Raw genomic sequence first — 22,812 nt, 5'->3', positions numbered from 1 at the left:
GGTGCACGCGCGGCCTGGTCTATCGTCAGTCTTTGGCGACCTCCTTGAGCGTGAGCTCGCGCAGCAGTGCCTGCTCCTCGAGCTCCCGGTCCACTTGCAAGCCTTGTTGCAAGACCACCTCTTCCTGCAGCGGATGGCTGGTATTGGCCAGTTCCATCACCCGCTGGCGGTACCGGTTCTCAATTTCCTCGAACCGCTCGGCGTATTCACCGCGAAGGCGCTGGGTCCAGTCCTGGTTGGACAGCAGGTAATCGATGAAGGCTTCGCTGTGTTCGCGCTTGCGCACGTGTTCGAGAACGCTCGAAAGCTCATCGGCTGCCAGGTTGGCAGCACTTCGGAAACGCATACGGTCAGCGATGGGCAGCTCGAGTTCCTTGGCCAGCTCGCGGCGGTAGGCCAGGCGCACCGAAACCAGATCCCCCGGTATCGCGCGGTGCTGGGCAAGGCGTTCGAGTTCCTCTACCCGGAACAGCTGCAGCAGCCTTTGACGCATCTGCTGCAGGCTATCCCCCGCATCAATCACGACACGTTGATGCATCAGGTACAACTCGATGTTGTTGAACGCCTGAAGCGCACCGTCATGGCAAGTTTGTGCGCCACTCTCGTCAGGCAGCGCCTCTACAGCGATGCTTTCCAGCAATGGCCGCTCGGCCGGGTTGCTCGCCGCCGCGACCAGCATCAGTCGCACCCGTTCGCAGAAGCTGCCCCGGGTGGCAGGCTCCACATAAGGGGCCGCGTTTTGCAAACGGCCTGCCAGGCGCAGCAAGTCGCTGCCTGCAAGCGCCTCCCAGCATGCCTGCAAAGATTCATTTTGCAGTGCATTTCCCAGCATCCACGACTCCATCCGGGGGGTATCGTCACTGGCCACCGGGAAATGCGGGTGGTCCAGGGAGCCATCACTGGAACCGTCGGTGAGCAGTAGATCGTTGGGAATGTCCAGGGCGAAGGAGAAGCTGTGGTGGCTGTCCGAAAACGTACGGACCCGCTGGATGGTTGCAGCTGGCAGCGGGTTGTCGAGCAAGGACACGGAAGAAATCGGAATGGCGTTATCCAGATTCGACAGGATGTGGTCCGGCAGTTCGGTGATGTTGTTCGAGCTGAGGTCCAGCAATTCGAGCGGCAGCAACTGATCGCACCAGCTTGGCCAGCCCTGCAGGTCCATGTTGCTCAGCACCAAAGACTGCAGATTCGCCGCGAGGTGAGCAGGGACGTGGTTGATGGCGCCCACCCGGTTGCCCGACAGGTCCAGTGAGGTGAGGTGGGGCAGGCGACCAAAGATCTCGAACATGGGTTGGTCGATTTCCAGGTTCATGTTGCGCAGTTCCAGGTACTCCAGCGCTGGCAAGCGCAGCAAGGCGGTAGGCAGTGTCGATTGCGGCGCTTGATGACCGTCTATGGTCAAGCGCGTGATACCTGGAAAGCGACTGAGCAACTCATCGAGCTGCGCAGTCGTGCCCCGCAGGCGAGTCAAGGCCAGGGCGCGAACACGCTCGCCAAAGAATGGCGGCAGGCGCCTGGGGAAGTGCTCAATCGACACGTCTTCCAGTTGCAGCCTGAGGTATCGATGGCCCTGTTCCTGATGCGTCCAGAAATCGTTGATCGCCGTTTCAATGCGCTGACGCTCGGCCAGGGCGGTTTGTGTCAAAGGGTTGCTGGAACTCGATGCCTGCGCCCAGCCTTCGAGCGCTTCTCGTACCTGCGAGCGCTCGTTGCGCAGGCGCGTGATTCCCTCGATAAGCGACGGCGGTTGGTCCACGCGAATGCCGGAAGTGTCCAGTTGCTCGTTCATAAGCAAACGCTGCACGTGAATTTCGTTTATAGGGTTGCCTTCAAGATTGATGACCGGCGGCAGGCGAAGTGATTCGGCTTCGTGCAGCAGGAACGTTGGCAGCGTGAGCAGGTTATTGTCGCGCAGCGACAGCTCACCGATGCGGCTCAAGGCGTCGCTGCCGATGCCCATTGGCCATTGCGACAGCTGCATGCGGTCGAGCCCGAGGTAATTGAGTGTGAGCGCGTGGAAGCTAGGCCGGTTACTCTGCGCCAAGCGGTTTCCAGAGAGGTCCAGATGACGCAGTTGACCGGCGCCGGTCAGCATGTCCAGGTCACTGGAGGACAAGGCAATGTTCTGGTTGGTCAGTGCCAGGCGCTGCAACCGTGGCAGATTCTCCAGAATGGTGGGTATGCTGAACATGAATGCCGAGGGTGTTGCCCGGGGTGTGTAGGGACGGTCGATTTCCAATGCCTCGAGTTGCGGCATCTGACGGAGCAGGCGTTGCAGCAAACGCTCGTTCTGCGCCCAACTGGCCATCGCGCCTGAGGGCAGGTCATACAAGATCAGGCTGCTCACTCGCTGGTAGAAGAACTCGGGTAAGTTCAGCGGAATATCAGCCAGAGAGATCTGCGCCAGGCGTAACACGGCCGAACTCCGGTCGCCTTCGTCCAACGCCGTGTCATACCAGAACTGCACGATCGCCTCGCGCAATGCGTCGTAGTTGCGTGCTGCCTCGTCGGTCGGCGGCGAGATGGCCTCGCTCCAGTCATCGAGCCTGCTTTGCAGTTCGGTGCGCTGTTCGGCCAAGCGTTGCAGGTGCTCGAAAATCTGCAGGCGGGTGCGGCCGCCACTGGCCAGCGTATTGATTACTTGATCGGCAGAGCGGCCGGTACGCTGCGCCAACTCCAGTGCCTCGACCGCTGCAATGAGTTGTGAGTGAGAGACCGCATGGGCTTGCGGGCCACCGCCGCTCAGCGGATACCCCAGGCGACCATCGGCAAGGCGCATGGGTGAGCGATAGCCGGGGCGCACCGGCCGCATGCCCAGAACCTTGCGCAAGGCTGGGCGAGGCAGCAGCGGGCTTTCCTGCATCAGGTGCTGCAGGGCCGGCGCGTCAGCCGCGCCGAGTTTTGCCATGACCTCTGGCAGCGCCGCGTGCAGCGCGGTAAAGAGGTCCGGATGTGCCGTTATCAGCCGAGATGGATCGTCTTGATCCTGGACGATGTACCCCGCATGGGCATGGATGATGGTTACGCGGGGGCTGCCTTGCTCGGGGCCGACTGCCTCGGCTTGAGTGGGCCAGGACCCACCCCTTACGATTTGTAGTCTGGTTTCGGCAGGCCATTTGCTGAGTGTGGGCAGGGTGTGCAGCACCAGTCGATCGCTGTCCCAGCCTTGAGCCCCTACCAGGAACAACCCCTCGTAAGCCCGCGCCAGACGGACCTGTTGCAGATAAACACGAATTTCCTCACTCAGCCGCAGCGGCACCCTACCGCTTGCCAGCACGCCTCGTTCGTTGGCATTGGCGCTGCTTACCAGCTCGTCGGCAATGGCGGCTGGAAGACCGGGGTATGCACGCATGATCGGTTCGGCATCGGGCAGTTGGGCCGATGTCATGCGGCTGTAGGCTCTGGAAAATTCGGTTGATCGGTCTGCCGTGGTGGGCAGCTGGCTTATCGACTGGTCAAGCTTGAATCGCTGCAGCGTGTCTTGTAGCAACGCAGGCAACCGCTCGTTCTCCACCAGCGCCCTGCGCACGGCATCTTCGTCCGTGTCACTGATCTTTAGCATTCGTCGCAGCGTCGGCTCATCGAAGTCGGCACTCAGGTGCCCCATTCTTTGCAACAGTGTCGAACCTGTCCAGGTAGCTGGGCGGTCTGTGACCTGAACCCACGCGCCAGCGCCATTATGGCGCAGCGGTGGCTGATAGCGATGCTCGCCGCGTGGGTGTTGCAGCCGGTATTGGCCGGTGCCAGCGTCTGACACGACCCGATACTGGCGGCCCTGCAGTATCAGCCGTTGTTGACCCTCATGCACCAACAGGCCCTGCTCATTGGGCACCCCTGCCTGCGGCAGTGGGTCCTGGATTTGATAGGGCGTGAGATCAGGTTTCCACAGACTTACCTGCCCATCAGGCATGCCCACGTCTTCCAGCTCCTCGATGAATGACGGGGTTTCTACGGGAGTGCGCGCGTCACCGGGTTCGTCGTCGGGTTCCTCGACGATGGGTTCGTCGCCCTCGGAGGCTTCCGATGTTCCCTTGAGCGCATGGCCAGCAGCTGCCAGCGCAGCCATGACCGCTACGTTCTCGACGACATCGACCAGATAGTCGTAAGCCGTGTCGCGCTCGTCTGCTTCCCAGGCTTCGATGCCCTCATACACTTCATGGGCTAGCTGGACGATACCCACCAGTAGCATGGCCTCACCGAGGCCAGGCACGAAGAAGCCGGCGATGTTCAGTGCCAGTAATGCGCGCTCGGCAATGAGTTCGCGGTGAGCCTGGGCCGCACGCCGGTCGACGATCTCGGTTGGAACGGCGTGAAAGAGAATGTCCTGTTCATGACGTTCCACCTTGCGAAAAGCCATGAGCCCCTCAAACGCGTGACTGAAAGGCGTTTGAACGGGATAGAGCCTGGCATTGGGATCGAGTACGGGCTCGTACACGCCGCGAGTACTCCAGCCCAGCGGCATCAGACGCGCTTGCAGGCGCTGTCGAACCATCGCCTTGTCGCGCTCGGGCACATGCTTGTCCAGGTAGCCCATGTCGGCCTGAAGTCGATCCCGCAGCACGTCATGCATGGCCTGCGTATCAGCGAACTCCTTGAGAGGAGTATGCTCGTCGGCGGGAATGTACAGCGCAACGCGGCTATCGGTAGCCGATTGCGTGTCGATGGCCACTACCCCCGTCAGTACGCAACCCCAGAGTTGCAGCTCGCTGAACCTGATCCCTGAGGCGTAAGGGTCCAGCTTTTGATCAAGCGGCACTGCCAGCGCGGCGGTGTAGAACGTCTCGCTGATATCGCCCTTCAAGCGAGCGTAATGCAGGGACTGCCGCCAGGCCGACCCCTCTGTTCGTCCCAGTGTTTGATACACCTCCAAGGCCACCTCGTCGGCACTGCGGTCGGCCGTTGCGGCCGGGTAATAGATCGCGTGGATCAGGTCGTGATATTTCCTACCAATGTCCAGCGTTCGACACAGGTCGGCGAAGGCCTCTGCCGGTATATCCAGCGCATTGGTGATGGGCACGGTGCCCATGAAGCGTCGGTGGTCGAGAATCACCGATTTTTTCAAGAGCGCGTCGGGTGCATCCATGCCCCCCTCAACGGCGGCCGATGCCTCGAAATTATGCAGGGCTGCCTGAAGCAGTGAGCGGGTCGCCCGTTCCACGGCCTGCCGCCCGTCCAGGGCGTTGTGCTCCTTGATCAGGCGCGCGTCCACCAGGTAGCTCCGGTCGACATCGACCTGCAGACCAAAGCGTTCAGCGATGGCTTCGGTCAACGCCTTTCTAGCATAGCTCTTCAGGTCTGCAACCTGCTCGAACAGCGCCGCGACCTGCGCTTGGTGTTGACGGTGCTGAGCATGTTCCATGCTCCAGGCACGCGCGATGGCCGGTTGCTCTGTAATCGCTGACGCCAGCCAGGCAGGTGCCTGTCGCCAGTTGCGCAAGGCTTGATGCGTCTGGGCCGGGCTCTTTTTCAGCCACTGGGGGATGCGCTTGGCGATGGTGGAGTAATGGACACCTTGTAAGGGTAGGGTATCGCTGGTTGGGGTGGGCATTTCGTAGTCCTCAGCACGATGGGGTGAAGGACTCTGTAGGGCCGGGGACGGAGAAAGGAGGTAGATATGTCTGCCTGGCAACTGTATCGGGCCAGGCATGGAGTTGATGTACAAGCATGCTCTGCGCTCAATTCAGGTTTATGATGGCTCACGGCCGAACAACCTTCACACGGAGTGCGCAATGCAGACCCTCTACCCGCAGATCAAACCCTACGCCCGGCACGATCTGGCCGTGGAAGCGCCACACGTGCTGTACGTCGATGAAAGCGGCTCACCCGAAGGTTTGCCGGTGCTCTTCATTCATGGCGGCCCGGGTGCAGGCTGCGATGCCCAGAGCCGGTGCTATTTCGATCCCACCCTGTACCGCATCATCACCTTCGACCAGCGCGGCTGCGGCCGCTCCACTCCCCATGCCAGCCTGGAAAACAACACCACCTGGCACCTGGTGGAGGACATGGAGCGCATCCGTGAACACCTGGGCATCGACAAGTGGGTACTGTTCGGCGGCTCATGGGGCTCCACGCTCGCCCTGGCCTACGCCCAGACCCACCCTGAACGCGTGCATGGCCTGATCCTGCGCGGGATCTTCCTGTGCAGGCCTCAGGAGATACAGTGGTTCTACCAGGAAGGTGCCAGCCGCCTGTTCCCGGACTACTGGCAGGACTACATTGCGCCCATTCCACCGGAGGAGCGCGGCGATTTGGTCAGCGCGTTCCACAAGCGCCTGACCGGTTCTGACCAGATTGCCCAGATGCACGCGGCCAAGGCATGGTCCACCTGGGAGGGCCGTACGGCCACGCTGCGGCCCAACCCCCTGGTGGTGGATCGCTTCTCCGAGCCGCAACGGGCCTTGTCCATCGCCCGCATCGAATGCCACTACTTCATGAACAACGCCTTTCTCGAGCCTAACCAGCTGGTGCGCGACCTGCCCAGGATCGCCCACCTGCCAGCGGTGATCGTGCACGGGCGCTACGATGTGATCTGCCCACTGGACAACGCTTGGGAGCTGCACCAGGCGTGGCCGAACAGCGAATTGAAGGTGATTCGTGATGCCGGGCATGCCGCCTCCGAACCGGGCATTACCGATGCCCTGGTGCGCGCAGCCGACCAGATGGCCAGGCGCCTGCTCGACTTGCCCCTGGAAGAAGCATGAAGGGCCTGTTGCAACGGGTGCGCAACGCGCGGGTGGAAGTGCAGGGCCAGGTCATTGGCGCTGTTGAGCAAGGCCTGCTGGTACTGGTGGCCGTGGAGCCGGACGACACCCGCGAGCATGCCGACAAGCTGCTGCACAAGTTGTTGAACTACCGCGTGTTCAGCGATGAGCAGGGCAAGATGAACCTGTCGTTGAAAGAGGTGGGTGGCGGTCTGCTGCTGGTCTCGCAATTCACACTAGCGGCCGACACCCGCAACGGCATGCGACCCAGCTTTTCCACGGCGGCACCCCCGGCCCTGGGGGCCGAGCTGTTCGACTACCTGGTGACGCAAGCCAGAGGCCGCCATGCCGACGTTGCTACCGGTCAATTCGGTGCCGATATGCAGGTGCACCTCGTCAATGATGGCCCTGTAACACTACTGTTACAAATTTAAGGTTAAAAAAGCCGCTTTCCTGAATGAATAAGCGGTTCTATACCATAAATAGTTGTTGCAGCCTGATGCGTTGTCACGCGACCTGCTGGATAATCGCGCGCTGCATGAGGCCTGCGTTCGCAGGCCCGTTTCACTCTGACTCGAGCATTGTCCGTAGCCGTTTGGGGAATCATTACGCCCTTACGGGGTCCGAACAGTGCTCGCCAACCCGGCATTTGTCGCTGGCCGTTGGTTTCATGATCTGTTTTCGGCGAGGGTTGCTCGTGATTGTTAGTCCCCAAAAAGCATCAAGAATCCCCGGCGTCAGGCTACGCAAGGCGCTGATGGCCAGCATGGCAATCGTTGGCCTGATGAGCGCGGGCCAGCTGTGGGCATTCAATCTTGACGATGTTGCCGCCAAGGCAAAGGATCTGGCCGGCCAGAAGTACGAAGCGCCCAAAAGCAACCTGCCGGCCGTTTTCCGCGACATGAAGTTCGCGGACTACCAGAAGATCCATTTCCTGCAGGAAAAGGCCGAGTGGGCCAACGACAAGACGCCGTTCAAGCTGTCGTTCTACCACCAGGGCATGCATTTCGATACGCCGGTGAAAATCAACGAAGTCACCGCCACCAAGGTCCAGGAAATCAAGTACGACCCGAGCCGCTTCGAGTTCGGCGACGTGCCGCATGATGCCAATGCCACCAAGAACCTGGGCTATGCGGGCTTCCGCGTGCTGTACCCGATCAACAAGGCCGACAAGCAGGACGAAATCATGACCCTGCTTGGCGCCAGCTATTTCCGCGTCGTTGGCAAGGGCCATGTCTATGGCCTGTCGGCCCGTGGCTTGGCCATCGACACGGCGCTGCCCTCGGGCGAAGAATTCCCACGGTTCACCGAGTTCTGGGTCGAGAAGCCGCAGCCGGCCGACAAGCATTTAGTGATCTACGCGCTGCTGGACTCGCCGCGCTCAACCGGTGCCTACAAGCTCACCCTGCGTCCTGGCAACGACACGGTCGTTGACGTGCAGTCGCGCGTGTACCTGCGCGATCACGTCAGCCGCCTTGGCGTAGCGCCGTTGACCAGCATGTACCTGTTCGGCCCGAACCAGCCGTCCAAGGTCCTCAACTACCGCCCAGCGCTGCACGATTCCGAAGGCTTGTCCATCCATACCGGCAACGGCGAGTGGCTGTGGCGCCCGCTGAACAACCCCAAGCATCTGTCGGTCAGCAACTTCAGCGTCGAGAACCCGCGCGGGTTTGGTCTGATGCAGCGCCAGCGCGCCTTCAGCGACTATGAAGACCTGGACGATAACTACCAGAAGCGCCCAAGTGCCTGGATCGAACCCAAAGGCGACTGGGGCAAGGGTACCGTCGACCTGGTGGAAATCCCGACGGCCGACGAAACCAACGACAACATCGTTGCCTTCTGGAGCCCGGAAAAGCTGCCCGAGCCTGGCGAAGCGGCCGAGTTCGCCTACCGCCTGCACTGGACCATCGACGAGCCCAAGTTCCAGGCGCCTGAGTTGGGCTGGGTCAAGCAGACCCTGCGCTCCACCGGTGACGTCAAGCAGTCCAACCTGATCCGCCAGCCTGATGGCAGCGTGGCGTTTCTGGTCGACTTCGCAGGCCCGGCCCTGGCCGCCTTGCCTGAAGACACCCCAGTGCGCAGCCAGATCAGCGTGGGCGACAACGGTGAGGTGGTCGAGAATAACCTGCGCTACAACCCTGAAACCAAGGGCTGGCGCCTGACCCTGCGCCTGAAGGTCAAGGAGGCCAACAAGTCGACTGAAATGCGTGCAGCGCTGGTACGTGATGTGCCGGTAGAGGCGCCAGCGCCTGCCAAGGACGCCAAGCAGGAAAAGGCGTCTGCCAAGCATGCCAAGGCCGAGAAGACCGTCAAAGCCGAACAACCTGCCGCCGACGCGGCGCCCGCTGCCGGGGCTGCGGCCACCACCGAAAAGGTGCTGACCGAAACCTGGACCTATCAGTTGCCTGCCGATGAGTAATCCGAGCCCAAGGCCGGTATCGCTTGGCGAATACCTGGCCCACCTTCCACTGAGCGATGAGCAGCGCGCGGAACTTGCCACGTGCACATCGTTCAGCGAACTGCACCAGCGCCTGGCGGCCACCTCGCCCGCCAGCCCAGCCGAGGCCGTGCAGGCCTCGGTGGGCTCGCGCCTGACGGTCGGCACTGCGGGCGAACTGGAAGAGGCCGAAATGCTCGGTGTGGACGGTAACGGGCGCCTGTGCCTGAAGATCGCGCCGCCCATCACGCGTACCAAGGTCGTGCCCGAACCATGGCGTACCAATCTGCTGGTGCGGGCATGGCGGCGCCTGACCGGGCGTACCAACGTACCGCAGCCACCCAAGCGTGAGTTGCCGGCGGCCCGCTGGCGTACTGTCGGTTCGATCCGCCGATACATCCTGTTGGCACTGATGATCGGGCAGACCTTGGTCGCTGGCTGGTACATGAAGAGCATCCTGCCCTACCAGGGCTGGTCGTTTGTCGATCTGGACGAAATCTTCGCCCAGCCGATCTGGGATACGGTGGTGCAGGTATGGCCGTACGCCTTGCAGACGTCCATCCTGATTCTCTTCGGGATTCTGTTCTGCTGGGTGTCGGCCGGCTTCTGGACAGCCCTGATGGGCTTCCTCGAGCTGCTAACCGGGCGCGACAAGTACAAGATTTCCGGCAGCAGTGCCGGCAACGAACCCATCGCGCCAGACGCACGGACCGCGCTGGTCATGCCGATCTGCAACGAAGACGTGCCGCGGGTGTTCGCAGGCCTGCGTGCAACGTTCGAGTCGGTGGCAGCCAGCGGTAACCTGGACCGCTTCGACTTCTTTGTGCTCAGCGACACCAACGACACCGACATTGCCGTTGCCGAGCAACAGGCATGGCTGGACGTGTGCCGTGAAACCAAGGGGTTCGGCCGTATCTTCTACCGCCGTCGCCGGCGTCGGGTGAAGCGCAAAAGCGGTAACCTCGACGACTTCTGCCGCCGCTGGGGCAGCGAGTACAAGTACATGGTGGTGCTGGACGCCGACAGCGTCATGAGCGGCGAATGCCTGAGCAGCCTGGTGCGCCTGATGGAGGCCAACCCTGATGCCGGCATCATCCAGACCGGGCCCAAGGCGTCGGGTATGGATACCCTGTATGCACGCATGCAGCAGTTCGCCACGCGCGTATACGGCCCATTGTTCACGGCCGGCCTGCATTTCTGGCAGCTGGGCGAGTCGCACTACTGGGGGCACAATGCGATCATCCGCATGAAGCCGTTCATCGAACACTGCGCATTGGCGCCATTGCCAGGCAAGGGTGCGTTCGCTGGGGCCATTCTCTCCCACGATTTCGTCGAAGCCGCGCTCATGCGCCGTGCCGGTTGGGGGGTATGGATCGCCTATGACTTGCCGGGCAGCTATGAAGAACTGCCGCCCAACCTGCTCGACGAACTCAAGCGCGACCGTCGCTGGTGCCATGGCAACCTGATGAACTTCCGGCTGTTCCTGGTCAAGGGCATGCACCCGGTGCACCGTGCCGTGTTCCTGACGGGTGTCATGTCCTACCTGTCTGCGCCGTTGTGGTTCCTGTTCCTGGTGCTGTCGACCGCGTTGCTGGCGACCAACACCTTGATGGAGCCCCAGTACTTCATCGAGCCGTACCAGCTGTACCCGCTGTGGCCTCAATGGCACCCGGAAAAAGCCGTGGCGTTGTTCTCCACCACCATCGTGCTGCTGTTCCTGCCCAAACTGCTCAGCGTCATCCTGATCTGGGCCAAGGGCGCGGTGGAGTACGGTGGGCGGATCAAGGTCACCTTGTCGATGCTCATGGAAATGTTGTTCTCCATGTTGCTGGCTCCGGTGCGCATGATCTTCCACACCCGCTTCGTGCTCGCCGCATTCCTGGGCTGGGCCGCCACCTGGAACTCTCCCCAGCGCGACGATGACTCCACGCCCTGGAGCGAGGCGGTCAAGCGCCATGGTCCGCAAACCTTGCTGGGCGTGGCATGGGCAGGCCTGGTAGCCTGGCTGAACCCCAGCTTCCTGTGGTGGCTGACGCCGATCGTGGGCTCGTTGATGCTGTCCATCCCGGTCTCGGTCATTTCCAGCCGTACCCGCCTGGGTCTGGCCGCCAAGGACGAGAAGCTGTTCCTGATTCCTGAGGAGTACGCCACGCCGCAGGAGCTGCTGGCCACGGACCAGTACACCCACGAGAACCGCTGGCACGCCCTGCGCGACGGTTTTGTGCGCGCTGTGGTGGACCCGCGGCAGAACGCCCTGGCGTGCGCCATGGCCACTGCCCGGCACGGTCAGGCAGCACCCATCGAGGCCATGCGGGCCGAACGCATCGCCAAAGCCCTGGAAGTCGGCCCCCATGGGCTCGACCTGGGCACGCGCCTGGCATTGCTGAGCGATCCCGTTGCGCTGACCCGCCTGCACGACCAGGTATGGTCGCAGCAGCACGCGGCATGGATCGATGCCTGGCGCGCTTCGATCAAGAGCGACCCGCATTCGCCGTTGTTGCCGCTGCATCCTGAACAGGAAGGCCAACCGGCGCTCGCAGGCTCTTGACCTGCGCCATACGCGGGCCAGCCCGTTCTGACCTGCCCTGCAGCCGAGGCTTGCAGGTCAGACCGGAGCGGGTTGGCCCGCGACGCTTTCGCCCTTCGGGCCGATTTAGGCCAACAAAGTCCCCCCCGATGCTATATCGCCAGCGCGCCATGCGTTAGCATCCCTCTCCGATAGCTCACGGCGGCCCGCAAGGCCGTACCAATAAGAAAACGCGCTACTTCTACTTTCAGGGGACTTGGTGATGTTCAAGAAATACCTTTCGCGGCTGCTGGTGGGCATGACCGCTCTGGTAGCGGTGTCCGCTGCCCAGGCCGGGGCCATTGACGAGGCCGTCAAGCGTGGCACGCTGCGTGTGGGCATGGACCCGACCTACATGCCGTTCCAGATGACCAACAAGCGTGGCGAGATCATCGGCTTCGAGGTCGACATCCTCAAGGCCATGGCCAAGTCGATGGGCGTGAAGTTCGAAGCGGTATCCACCGCTTATGACGGCATCATTCCCGCCCTGCTGACCGACAAGTTCGACATGATCGGCAGCGGCATGACCCTGACCCAGGAGCGCAACCTGCGCCTGAACTTCAGCGAACCCTTCATCGTCGTGGGCCAGACCCTGCTGATCCGCAAGGACCTGGCCGGCGAGATCAAGTCGTACAAGGACCTGAACAACGAGAAGTATCGCCTGACCTCCAAGCTGGGGACCACCGGCGAGATGGTGTCCAAGAAGCTGATCGGCAACGCCAAGTACCACGGCTATGACAATGAGCAGGAAGCGGTCATGGATGTGGTCAACGGCAAGGCGGATGCCTTTGTCTATGACGCTCCTTATAACGTAGTGGCCGTCGAGAAGGCCGGTGCGGGCAAGCTGCTGTTCCTCGAAGAACCCTTCACCTACGAGCCGCTGGCCTTCGGCCTGAAGAAAGGCGACTACGACAGCATCAACTTCATCAACAACTTCCTGCACCAGATCAAGCATGACGGGACCTACGATCGTATTCACGACAAGTGGTTCAAGAACAAGGACTGGCTCAAGGACATGGAATAAAAGGCACCTTCAGGCCGCAAGCTGCAGGCCGCAGCCAGTGACCGACCTTACGGGATCGGCCATAGGCTGCGGCTTGTGGCTTGCGGCCTGCCGTTTTCCGGAGTATCCAACGTGATCAAACACAAGAAGGCCCAGTGGCCCTGGCATGGGCTGACTGCACTGGTCCTGGTAGGCCTGGCCGTCAGCCTGTACATGGCCACCTCGATGATTTCATACGAGTGGCGCTGGAACCGCGTCCCTCAGTATTTCGCCTATCAGGCCGAGGACGTACAGCGCGCGAGCGACTACGGCACCGTGCAGGAAGTCGTCATCACCGGGGATGAAGCCCGCGTCACCTTGAAGGATGAAAGCGGGGCGCTTCAGGTCCTGGACGTGGCCAAGGACAGCCTGCAACTGAGCCGCGGCGACGATGTGGCCGAAGGGGACCAGATAGGGGTGACCCGGCACTGGGCCGCAGGGCCACTGGCTTGGGGGTTGTGGACCACACTGTGGATTTCGGTGGTTTCCGGTGCGCTGGGGCTGCTGATCGGGCTGTTTGCCGGCCTGTGCCGGTTGTCGACCAACCCCACGCTGCATGACCTGTCGACCGTCTATGTCGAGCTGGTGCGCGGCACGCCGCTGCTGGTTCAGATCTTCATCTTCTACTTCTTCATCGGCACGGTCCTGAACCTGTCGCGGGAGTTTGCCGGTGTAGCCGCCCTTGCGCTGTTCACAGGTGCCTATGTGGCGGAAATCGTGCGTGCCGGCGTGCAGTCCATCGCCAAGGGGCAGAACGAAGCTGCGCGCTCGCTGGGCCTCAATGCCGGGCAGTCGATGCGTCATGTGATACTGCCCCAGGCGTTCAAGCGTGTACTGCCGCCGTTGGCTGGTCAGTTCATCAGCCTGGTCAAGGACACCTCGCTGGTGTCGGTGATCGCCATTACCGAACTGACGAAAAGCGGACGGGAAGCCATCACCACGTCGTTCTCGACCTTCGAGATCTGGTTCTGCGTGGCAGGCTTGTACCTGCTGATCAACCTGCCGCTGTCGCACATTGCCAGCCGGCTCGAGCGGAGGCTTGCGCAAAGTGATTGAAGTCCGTGACCTACTCAAGGTATTCGACACCCGTGGCCATGTGGTGCGGGCGGTCGACAACGTCACCACGCACGTGGCAAAAGGCGAAGTAGTCGTGGTCCTCGGCCCTTCGGGCTCGGGCAAGTCGACCTTCTTGCGTTGCCTCAACGGCCTGGAGCACTTCGACGAGGGCCATGTGGCCATCGCCGGCCTGGATCTGGCGCACCCCAAGACCGACATCAACGCCTACCGCCGCGAAGTCGGGATGGTGTTCCAGCATTTCAACCTGTTTCCGCACATGACCGTGCTGGAAAACCTGTGTCTGGCACAGAAGGTGGTGCGCAAGCGCAACAAGGCCGACCGCGAAGCCAAGGCCCGGGCTTTGTTGCAGAAGGTGGGGATCGCGGAGAAAGCCAACGAGTATCCGTCGCGGTTGTCGGGCGGTCAGCAGCAACGGGTCGCGATTGCCCGCGCGTTGGCCATGGACCCGAAAGTGATGCTGTTCGACGAGCCCACCTCGGCGCTGGACCCGGAAATGGTAGGGGAGGTGCTGGATGTGATGAAGACTCTGGCCCTTGAGGGCATGACCATGGTCTGCGTCACCCACGAAATGGGCTTTGCCCGTGAAGTGGCCGACCGCGTGCTGTTCTTCGACCATGGCAAGCTGCTGGAAGATGCCTCGCCAAACACGTTCTTCAATGCACCAAAGGATCCGCGCGCGCAGGCGTTCCTGCGTCAGGTGCTGTAACCGCTGAGGGGGCTCTGCACCCCATTTGCGGAACAAGGTCGCTCTTACGACGGACCTGTATCCCTGAACGACCTTGTGCCGCAACGCGGCTCAACAATCCCGTCACCTGAACCGTCCCGCCAGCTCTGCAAACGGATCCCCAGCCGTGTGAATGCCACACTTGAACTGGCTGGGCCTTCACGGGTAACCGGAAGATCAGATCAGATATTGGTAAGACGGTCTTACTTTAAATGTAAAATTCTCACTCCGTGATATGGGGGGGCTCTGACGTCGGAGCGGGATTTCTTGGCGTATATTCATGGGGTTGATGGGCTCGAGTTGATCTAGGCCCGCTTTGTTAGCAGGCAAGCCTAATAAGTCCATTTGCCTTGCAAATTTAGAATGTAATGTAGTTACTCTTTCCTCCAAGGCACGGATCTCAGCGCGTGAGTTCGCTTTGAGGGACTTTAATTCGCGCTTCTGCTTCTTTAATATCTTCTGATAACGGGTATGTTCGGCCCAGGCATCATAGTTTTCAGCCAAGTCTAAGCTGGTACATGTACTTTTGATGTCGGCAATAAGCTTGTCAATGCGTGATTGATGGTTGGTGATTTGCTGTCGGGTGTGCTGCATTTGATTGTAGGTATCCAGAGCAGCGGCCTTCTGGGTATCATATGCCTTTAAATACTTAGCGTACCTAGTTTTATTAAAGATGTTAATAAGGGATTGTGGAGGTATCGGATAATGCCCTGACGGGTCTTTGTAGTTTGTCGGGTCCCCGCCGCAATACGAATAACTACTAATCACGGTGAAAGGTGAGATATTGTCTGGTGAGGCGAACCGCATAATTGATGGCAGGTAAAGCCTGTAGCCATTGCCTAGTAAATATCCTCTTGAGCTGACGTCGTAAGGTTCTCCGGCGAAAGCGATAGGGACTGACGCACTTGCAGGAGAGAAACCATAGGGCGTATAAGCAGGGGTGAACAGCGTGTTGTGAGAGTTTGCGGTATACATATGCAACCTGCTCCGAGTTGATGTTGATAACCTATCGTGAAATTTAAAGGGGGGGCAACTGGCATTTTTGCCAGTTGCCAGCGCCAGTGTATTTACAAGCTGAAACGCCTGACCATCCCCCTCAGTTGCTGCCCAAGCTGATCCAAATCTCCACTTGAAGCCGCCGTCTGCTCACTGGCTGCACTGGTCTGATCGGACGCATCACGCACATTCAACACGCTGCGATTGATCTGTTCGGCCACCACGCTCTGCTGTTCGCTGGCCGTGGCGATCTGCTGGTTCATACCCTGGATGCTCGAGACCGTCCCGGTGATCTGGCTCAGCGCATCGCCTGCCTTGCGGCTCAATTCCACGCTTTGCTCGGTAAGGTTCTTGCTGCTGTCCAGCAAGCGCGTAACTTCGTCGGTGCCGTTGTGCAGGCTGTCGATCAGTTGACCGATTTCTTCCGTGGCGGTGGAGGTGCGTTGGGCCAGGCCGCGCACTTCGTCGGCTACCACCGCGAAGCCCCGCCCGGCTTCACCCGCCCGTGCCGCCTCGATCGCGGCGTTGAGCGCCAGCAGGTTGGTCTGTTCGGAGACAGACTTGATCACGTCCAGAATACTGCCGATGCGCTGACTCTCGCCGGCCAGGTGCTGCATGGCTGCCAGGCAATGGTCCATCTGCCCGGACAACTGTTCGATACGCCCAATGGCTTCGGTCACCACCTGATCGCCCACCTGCGCCTGCTGGTCGGCATTGGTGGCGGCCATCGATGCCTGCTCTGCATTTTGCGCCACCTCCTGGACCGTGGCGCTCATCTGGTTCATGGCAGTGGCAACCTGGTCGGTCTCCTCTCGCTGCTGGTTGATGCGCACTTTGGTGTCTTCGCTGCTGGAGGCCAATTGCGACGCGGCTTGCGAGAGTTGCCCGACACCGTGGTCGATGCCGCCGATCAGTTCGCGCAAGCTTATTGTCATTTCACGCATGCTGGCCTGCAGCTTGCCCATCTCGTCGCGGCGCTGCACCGGCTCGACTTGGCTCAGGTCCCCTTTGGCGATACGTGCGGCCACCTCCAGGGTCTGGCGCAGCGGTTGGGTGATCTGCAATGTGATCAGCCACCCGGCGACCACGCCGACCAACAGCGCCAGCAGTGCCACGGTGGTCAACAGCGAGCGGGCGGCCAGTGCTTCCCTGTCGCGCTGTTCGACCTTGCGCTTGCCAAGTTCCAGGCTCACCGAGCGTAACTCGTCGCCGCGGCGCTCCATGGTGTTCTGCAGCTGCTCGGCCTTGACGGCGACTTGGCGGTACTGATCCAAGGTGGCACGGTATCGGGCCAATTCGGTGCCTGGTTGCTCGATCACGGCGCGCGGCAGCCCGAGAGGCGCCAGGCCCTTGACCAGTTGAGCCAGGCTAGTGCCTGCGGCCTGCAAGGCGCTTTCACCGACCTTGGCGAAGTCTTCGACAGGGGCGAAGGTGTAGGCCGGTACCAGGCTCTGCTGGTTGGCGCTCTCCACATGCCGACTCAGGGTATCCATCATGCCCAGCACATTGGTCTGCTGCCCATCGGCAGGCATCTTCAACAGGGCCTGGGTTTCAAGTTCATCGATGGCCGTGCTGAGTTTCTGTTCCTGAACCAGCAGAGCCTGGCGCAAGGTGGCGCGGCTAGTGGCAGTGCGCTGCAGCTCAGTGAAGTCATCGCGCAATTGCTGCAGCAAACCCAGCTTTTCGGTGAGCATCTGCCGTGATTCTTCGACATTGCTGCGCTGCTGAAGGGTAGTGAGCCTATCGCTCAGCTGTTCGAGTATGCGGCCGATCCGCGTCTTGCTCTGCTCATCGTCGAGCACACGGTACGTGATGCGCTCGGCGCGCAGGTCCTTGGTCAGGTCATTGATTTCGCCAATTTCACTCAATTGCTGCGAGCGAACGATGGCGCCGTCCAGGGCGCGCCAGCCACTGATCGTAGTGACCAGCGTGAGCAGCAGCACCACGGCGAAACCAAGGGCCAACTTGGCGGCGACGCTGATGTTGCCGAGCTTGCGGTTGAGGTAACCGAGCATGGGGATTCTCCGTGCAAGTGGAAGGAATGAAGAGCACGCGCAATACGTGCAAGCCATCCCTGCCCATCGGCGGAGGACGTGTAGGACTTGACCTGAAATCCATGTAGGAAAATTCGGAGCGGTCAGTCAGATCTTTTTCGGTTACGCAGCTATAACGGCAATGCCCGGTACGCGCCTATTCAAGCCACCTGCGTGCGCATAAAGAGGCTGCGTGCGAGCCTCATTCTGAATGCGCCTATTGACCGGCATGGTCATTGACCGCGCCGAAAGAGCTGCCCGTCAAAGCTTGAAACGCCCCACCAACCCCTGCAAGTGAGTGCCCAGGCGGGCCAGCTCGACACTGGAGCTGGCAGTCTGCTCGCTGGCCGCCGAGGTCTGGTCTGAAATATCCCGTACGTTGATCACGCTGCGGTTGATCTCTTCGGCCACCGCCGTTTGCTCCTCGGCTGCCGTGGCGATCTGCTGGTTCATCGCCTGGATGGACGAGACCGTACGGGTGATGTTTTCCAGCGAGCTGCCTGCACGGCGGGTCAGTTCGACGGTGCTGTCGGTGAGTTGCCGGCTGCTGTCCATCTTGCTCGCTGCGCGCTGGGTGCCGCTTTGCAGGCCGGCGATCAGTTCCTCGATCTCTTCGGTGGATTGCTGCGTGCGTTGCGCCAGGCTGCGCACCTCGTCAGCCACCACTGCAAACCCGCGTCCGGCCTCGCCTGCACGGGCCGCTTCGATCGCCGCGTTGAGCGCCAGCAGGTTGGTCTGCTGGGCCACCGACTTGATCACATCCAGCACGCTACCGATCTTGTCGCTTTCACCCTTGAGCTGGCTCATGGCTTCGCTGGAGTTGGCCACCTCGCTGGCCAGCCGCTCGATCTGCGCCACCGCTTCGCTGACCACACGATCGCCCTCACGGGCCTGCTGGTCGGCCATGACGGCTGCCTCCGAGGCCTGCTCGGCGTTACGTGCCACGTCGTGAACGGTCGCCGTCATCTGGTTCATCGCCGTGGCAACCTGGTCAGTCTCCACCTTCTGGTTGGTAACCCCTGCGCTGGTCTGCTCGGTCACTGCCGAGAGCTCTTCGGCAGCACTGGCAATCTGGGTTACGCCATCGCCTATGCCACCAATCAGGTCGCGCAGGCCTTGGGTCATGCGCTGCATGCTGGCCTGCAACTGGCCAAGCTCGTCTCGACGCCTCGAAGGCTCATGCAGGGTGAGATCGCCGCTGGCCACCCGTTCAGCCCCGCGCAGCGCCTCGCGCAGCGGCAGGATGATCTGGCGGGTAATCACCCAGGCTGCCAGCAGGCCCAGCAAGACGGCCAGGCCCGTGGCCAACCCCAGCAACGCCTTTGCCTGAGCGGCCGCCGTGTCACGTACCTGGGTCTGCGAGCTGGTCATGGCCTGGCTGGTCTGCATCAAGGTCACGCCTTGGTCGGCCATCTGCTGCAACGCCTGGGCGCTGGCGCTCTGCGCTTCGCCGAACTGCATCACGGCGTCGCGGTAGCCGCCCATGGCGGTACTGGCGTCGGTCAGGCCGGCGGCGAATTCAGCAGGCAGCTTGGCGGGCAGCCCTCGCAACTCGTCCAGCGCCTGGTCGATGGCCTTGAGTGCCGTTTGCTGATAGTCGGCGTTGCCGCTATAGGTGTAACCACGCACCTGGAAGCGCGCTTGCTGGAGCAGGCTGTTGACGGTGACGGCATATTGGTACTGGGTGATATCGCCCGCTTGAAGCAGGCGCTGCTGGACCCGGCCCACCAGTTCGACGGCCTTGTCCGCGCTGTCCCCCAACACGCCACGGCTGGCCTCGCGCCGCAAGTTCGACTGTTTGAGCTGCGCGAAGGCTTGCTGGTAGGCCGCTACCGCATCGCGCTGCTGTTCGAGGCGCTGATGATCGGCGGGTTCGTCGATCTGGCCAAGCATCAGCTGAACCTGACGGTCCAGGGTGCCAAGCGCCTTCTCCATCTCGCCGATCGAGGCTTCGTCGCGCTGGCGTTCATAATGCTGACGGGCAATGCGCAGCTCCTGGGCGTACTGCTGGATGACCGAGATGTTGCCCAGCTTGTCACCCCTGGCCGTGATGCTGTTCATGCCGTGCCACCCGGTCAGGGTGATGATCAGTGTCAGCAGCAACACCAGGCCGAAGCCCAGCGCCAGTTTGCGGGTCACACTCACGTTGCCCAAAAGCTGGGTTAACCATTGATTCATAGAAACTCCCTGGCGGCTTGGCAGCACGATTTAGTTGTTGTTGCCAATGGCATCGGCCAGGGAAACGGAAACTTGATGGGTAAAAGCTGACCGGTTCGTCAGAATATACGTGAGAGCAAGGCCGTGACGGCCGTTTCCACCCGAAGGATGCGTGCACCGAGCTGCACCGGGGCCAAACCCGCTTTGCCCAGCAGATCCACCTCGTAGGGGATCCACCCGCCTTCCGGGCCAATGGCCAGGGTGACTGCCTGTTCTACCGCGCGAGGGCAGGCGGGATAGTCGCCTGGGTGACCGACCAGCCCAAGGGTGCCTTCGGCAATGGCAGGCAGACGGTCCTCGACGAAGGGTTTGAAGCGTTTTTCGATGATGACTTCCGGCAGCACGGTGTCACGTGCCTGTTCCAGACCCAGGATCAGGTTTTCACGGATGACGTCGGGCTGAAGGAAGGGGGTTTGCCAGAAGCTCTTTTCCACCTTGTAGCTGTTGAGCAGGATCAGGCGCGGCACCCCAAGGGTGGCGACGGTCTGGAACAGCCTGCGCAGCATCTTGGGCCGTGGCACCGCCAGCACCAGGGTCAACGGCAGCTTGGCCGGTGGCGCCTGATCGAAGCTGACGTGAAGCTCGGCTTCATGGCGCTCCAGGCGCTGCACCGTCGCCAGGCCCATCAGGCCGTTGATGCGGCCAACGCGCAACGTGTCACCGACGGCGACCCCGTGCACATTTTGCATATGGACGAAACGACGATCAGCCAATACAACCCGGTCAGCCGCGATGAAATCGGCCTCCTCCAGCAGCAGCAGGTTCACGGCTGCGTCGCGGGTGGTTGGTCTTGATGATCATCGGCAGGCTGTTCGTCGCTGCCACGCTTGCGAATCAGGCTGCCGCACAGCACGCCGACCTCGAACAGTAGCCACATGGGGACGGCCAACAGGGTCTGGGAGAAGATGTCCGGGGGCGTCAGCACCATGCCGACAACGAAGCAGCCAATGATCACGTAGGGGCGGATCTTCTTCAGGTACTTCACATCGACCACGCCGATCCAGACCAGCAGCACCACGGCCACCGGAATCTCGAAGGCTACGCCGAAGGCGAAGAACAACGTCATCACGAAGTCCAGGTAGCTGGCGATGTCGGTCATCATCGATACGCCTTCAGGCGTTGCGCTGGCGAAGAAGCCAAAGATCAACGGGAAGACCAGAAAATAGGCAAAGGCCATGCCGGCATAGAACAGCACGATGCTCGACATCAGCAGGGGTATGGCGATGCGCTTTTCATGACGGTACAGGCCTGGTGCGATGAAGCCCCAGATCTGCTGCAGGATGAAGGGGATCGCCAGGAACAGCGAAACGATCATGGTCAGCTTGAACGGCGTCAGGAAGGGCGAGGCCACGTCAGTGGCGATCATGGTCGCATTGGCGGGCAGATGATCACGCAGCGGCGCCGAGACCAGGGTGTAGATCTGCTGGGCGAAGGAAAACAACCCGGCAAAGATCAGGAAGATGACGGCAACGCAACGCAGCAGGCGGGTGCGCAGTTCGGTCAGGTGCGAAACCAGCGGCATGGGCTGGTCGTGTTCCGGGTTCTCGCTCATGGGGCTCGCGGCGGCTCGGGCGCTACAGGGGTAGGGTGCGCAGTGGCAGGGGCAGTTGCATCGGTTTCAGCTAGCGTGGTTGGCAGGCCAGCGGGGGGCTGTACGGTGGCCGTGGTCACCGGAGGCTGGGCAGGCGGCGCATTGGGGTTGAGGATGCGCTTGGCCTGCTCTTCCATATGCATGATGTGCTCGTTGTGCAGCTGGCGGCGGATGTCATCGGCGCCGATTTCGCGTTCGACTTCCATCTTGATGCTGTTGAAGCTGCGTTTGAGCCGGCCGATCCACAAGCCCGCCGTACGGGCGGCGCCCGGCAGGCGCTCGGGGCCGAGCACCAGCAGGGCGACGAGGCCGACGAGCAGCAGCTCGCCGAAACTGATGCCGAACATAAGTCAGTCTTTCCGCTGCGGCTCTTGGACCGGTTGGGCCTGGCCTTCGATGGTATGGCCCTGGCTGGCCTGGGCAGTGGTCTGCACCGGTTGCACAGGGGGTACGGGCTGGGCCGGAGGAGGGGTAGGTTCAGCCGGCTTGGTTTCTTCTTCGTTCATGGCCTTGCGAAAGCCCTTGATCGATTCGCCCAGGTCGCTGCCGAGGTTCTTCAGCTTCTTGGTGCCGAACACCAGCACCACCACGACCAGCAGGACGATCCAGTGTTTCCAGTCAAAGATACCCATTACGTACTCCCGAAAATTGTGTGAAGGTCACCGGGCGTCAGCCCTGAACATACATCAGGCCGAAGGCTGGCGGGCGGCTTTTTCGTCATGGCCCGACAACCCGAAGCGCCGGTCGAGCTCGTCGAGCACGGCTTGCGGGTGCTGACCCAGGGCGCTGAGCATCACCAGGCTGTGAAACCACAGGTCGGCCGTTTCATAGATGACGTCGCTGCAGTCCTTGCTGAGCGCAGCATCCTTGGCGGCAATGATGGTTTCAACCGACTCTTCGCCGAGCTTTTCCAGAATCTTGTTGAGGCCCTTGTGGTACAGGCTGGCCACATAGGAGCTGTCCGGCGCCGCCTGCTTGCGTTCTTCGAGCACGGCGGCCAGCCGGTTGAGGGTGTCGCTCATGTCAGTGTCCTGCGTCGTAGATGGCGTGCGGGTCTTTCAGGACCGGGTCGACGGTGGCCCATTGGCCGTCTGCGTAGACGCGGTAGAAGCAGCTTTCCCGGCCGGTATGGCAGGCGATGTGGCCCACCTGCTCGACCATGAGGATGATCACGTCGGCGTCGCAGTCCAGGCGCATTTCGTGAAGCTTTTGCACATGGCCCGACTCCTCGCCCTTGCGCCACAGTTTACCGCGCGAGCGCGACCAGTAGATGGCGCGTTGCTCGGTAGCGGTCAATGCCAGTGCTTCACGGTTCATCCACGCCATCATCAGCACGCGTCCGGTCTTGTGGTCCTGGGCTATGGCCGGCACCAGGCCATCGCTGTTCCACTTGATCTCGTCCAGCCAGTCTTTCATCGTCGACTCCAA

The 22,812-nt window shown here is 61.4% G+C and carries 17 protein-coding genes and 2 pseudogenes; 7 read left to right on the top strand and 12 right to left on the bottom strand.

Going from position 1 to position 22,812, the window contains the following annotated elements; all coding sequences use genetic code 11:
• Positions 1–25: 25 nt before the first annotated feature.
• Positions 26–5,548, bottom strand: a complete 5,523-nt coding sequence (locus FS777_RS01875) for a dermonecrotic toxin domain-containing protein (RefSeq protein WP_256675144.1) — start codon at positions 5,546–5,548, stop codon at positions 26–28.
• 181 nt (positions 5,549–5,729) lie between these two features.
• On the opposite strand from FS777_RS01875, the gene pip reads away from it, so the two are divergent.
• From pip to FS777_RS01840, 7 genes are all read left to right on the top strand, one after another.
• Positions 5,730–6,701, top strand: a complete 972-nt coding sequence (gene pip, locus FS777_RS01870) for a prolyl aminopeptidase (RefSeq protein WP_058604272.1) — start codon at positions 5,730–5,732, stop codon at positions 6,699–6,701.
• Positions 6,698–7,135 carry a D-aminoacyl-tRNA deacylase gene (gene dtd / locus FS777_RS01865; protein ID WP_058604273.1) on the top strand — a complete coding sequence of 146 codons (438 nt, stop codon included), beginning with the start codon at positions 6,698–6,700 and terminating at the stop codon, positions 7,133–7,135. The genes pip and dtd overlap by 4 nt, the downstream gene beginning before the upstream one ends.
• Positions 7,136–7,398: 263 nt before the next feature.
• A complete protein-coding gene (locus FS777_RS01860) occupies positions 7,399–9,120 on the top strand; it encodes a glucan biosynthesis protein G (protein WP_206597718.1) in 1,722 nt (573 codons plus the stop codon).
• Positions 9,113–11,686 (top strand): glucans biosynthesis glucosyltransferase MdoH, encoded by a 2,574-nt coding sequence (gene mdoH, locus FS777_RS01855; RefSeq protein ID WP_058604275.1) that lies wholly within the window; start codon positions 9,113–9,115, stop codon positions 11,684–11,686. Before FS777_RS01860 ends, mdoH begins: the two co-directional genes overlap by 8 nt.
• Positions 11,687–11,927: 241 nt before the next feature.
• Positions 11,928–12,728 carry a transporter substrate-binding domain-containing protein gene (locus tag FS777_RS01850; protein WP_145253746.1) on the top strand — a complete coding sequence of 267 codons (801 nt, stop codon included), beginning with the start codon at positions 11,928–11,930 and terminating at the stop codon, positions 12,726–12,728.
• Between the two features lie 111 nt (positions 12,729–12,839).
• Entirely contained in the window at positions 12,840–13,802 is a 963-nt protein-coding gene (locus tag FS777_RS01845; RefSeq protein WP_058639867.1) for an amino acid ABC transporter permease, read from the top strand.
• A complete protein-coding gene (locus tag FS777_RS01840; protein ID WP_058639881.1) occupies positions 13,795–14,529 on the top strand; it encodes an amino acid ABC transporter ATP-binding protein in 735 nt (244 codons plus the stop codon). Before FS777_RS01845 ends, FS777_RS01840 begins: the two co-directional genes overlap by 8 nt.
• A gap of 195 nt (positions 14,530–14,724) precedes the next feature.
• On the opposite strand, the gene FS777_RS01835 is transcribed toward FS777_RS01840, so the two are convergent.
• From FS777_RS01835 to hisI, 11 genes and pseudogenes are all read right to left on the bottom strand, one after another.
• Entirely contained in the window at positions 14,725–15,522 is a 798-nt protein-coding gene (locus FS777_RS01835; RefSeq protein WP_078477863.1) for an RHS repeat-associated core domain-containing protein, read from the bottom strand.
• Between the two features lie 92 nt (positions 15,523–15,614).
• A complete protein-coding gene (locus FS777_RS21825) occupies positions 15,615–16,319 on the bottom strand; it encodes a methyl-accepting chemotaxis protein (RefSeq protein ID WP_372239205.1) in 705 nt (234 codons plus the stop codon).
• A gap of 198 nt (positions 16,320–16,517) precedes the next feature.
• A pseudogene (locus FS777_RS21820) lies at positions 16,518–17,558 on the bottom strand (methyl-accepting chemotaxis protein); the annotation flags it as partial.
• Between the two features lie 279 nt (positions 17,559–17,837).
• Positions 17,838–18,701 (bottom strand): methyl-accepting chemotaxis protein, encoded by an 864-nt coding sequence (locus FS777_RS21815; RefSeq protein ID WP_372239204.1) that lies wholly within the window; start codon positions 18,699–18,701, stop codon positions 17,838–17,840.
• Positions 18,693–19,637: pseudogene (locus tag FS777_RS21810) on the bottom strand (methyl-accepting chemotaxis protein); the annotation flags it as partial. The gene FS777_RS21815 and the pseudogene FS777_RS21810, both read right to left, overlap by 9 nt.
• 215 nt (positions 19,638–19,852) lie before the next feature.
• Positions 19,853–20,560, bottom strand: a complete 708-nt coding sequence (locus tag FS777_RS01820) for a 16S rRNA (uracil(1498)-N(3))-methyltransferase (protein WP_058639871.1) — start codon at positions 20,558–20,560, stop codon at positions 19,853–19,855.
• On the bottom strand, positions 20,557–21,345 hold the full coding sequence (tatC, locus tag FS777_RS01815; protein ID WP_058604281.1) for a twin-arginine translocase subunit TatC: 789 nt from the start codon (positions 21,343–21,345) through the stop codon (positions 20,557–20,559). The genes FS777_RS01820 and tatC overlap by 4 nt, the downstream gene beginning before the upstream one ends.
• A complete protein-coding gene (gene tatB, locus FS777_RS01810) occupies positions 21,342–21,731 on the bottom strand; it encodes a Sec-independent protein translocase protein TatB (RefSeq protein ID WP_145253740.1) in 390 nt (129 codons plus the stop codon). The genes tatC and tatB overlap by 4 nt, the downstream gene beginning before the upstream one ends.
• A 3-nt stretch (positions 21,732–21,734) precedes the next feature.
• A complete protein-coding gene (locus tag FS777_RS01805; RefSeq protein ID WP_023533071.1) occupies positions 21,735–22,016 on the bottom strand; it encodes a twin-arginine translocase TatA/TatE family subunit in 282 nt (93 codons plus the stop codon).
• A gap of 54 nt (positions 22,017–22,070) precedes the next feature.
• A complete protein-coding gene (locus FS777_RS01800) occupies positions 22,071–22,406 on the bottom strand; it encodes a phosphoribosyl-ATP diphosphatase (RefSeq protein ID WP_023532983.1) in 336 nt (111 codons plus the stop codon).
• A gap of 1 nt (position 22,407) precedes the next feature.
• On the bottom strand, positions 22,408–22,800 hold the full coding sequence (gene hisI / locus FS777_RS01795; protein ID WP_058604283.1) for a phosphoribosyl-AMP cyclohydrolase: 393 nt from the start codon (positions 22,798–22,800) through the stop codon (positions 22,408–22,410).
• Between the last annotated feature and the right edge of the window lie 12 nt (positions 22,801–22,812).

Origin of the sequence: Pseudomonas sp. DE0157, from assembly GCF_007678615.1 — a bacterium.
GTDB classification, from domain to species: domain Bacteria; phylum Pseudomonadota; class Gammaproteobacteria; order Pseudomonadales; family Pseudomonadaceae; genus Aquipseudomonas; species Aquipseudomonas parafulva_B.
The sequence above is the reverse complement of the archived record's forward strand: the minus strand, read 5'-3'. Positions and strand labels throughout refer to the sequence as shown.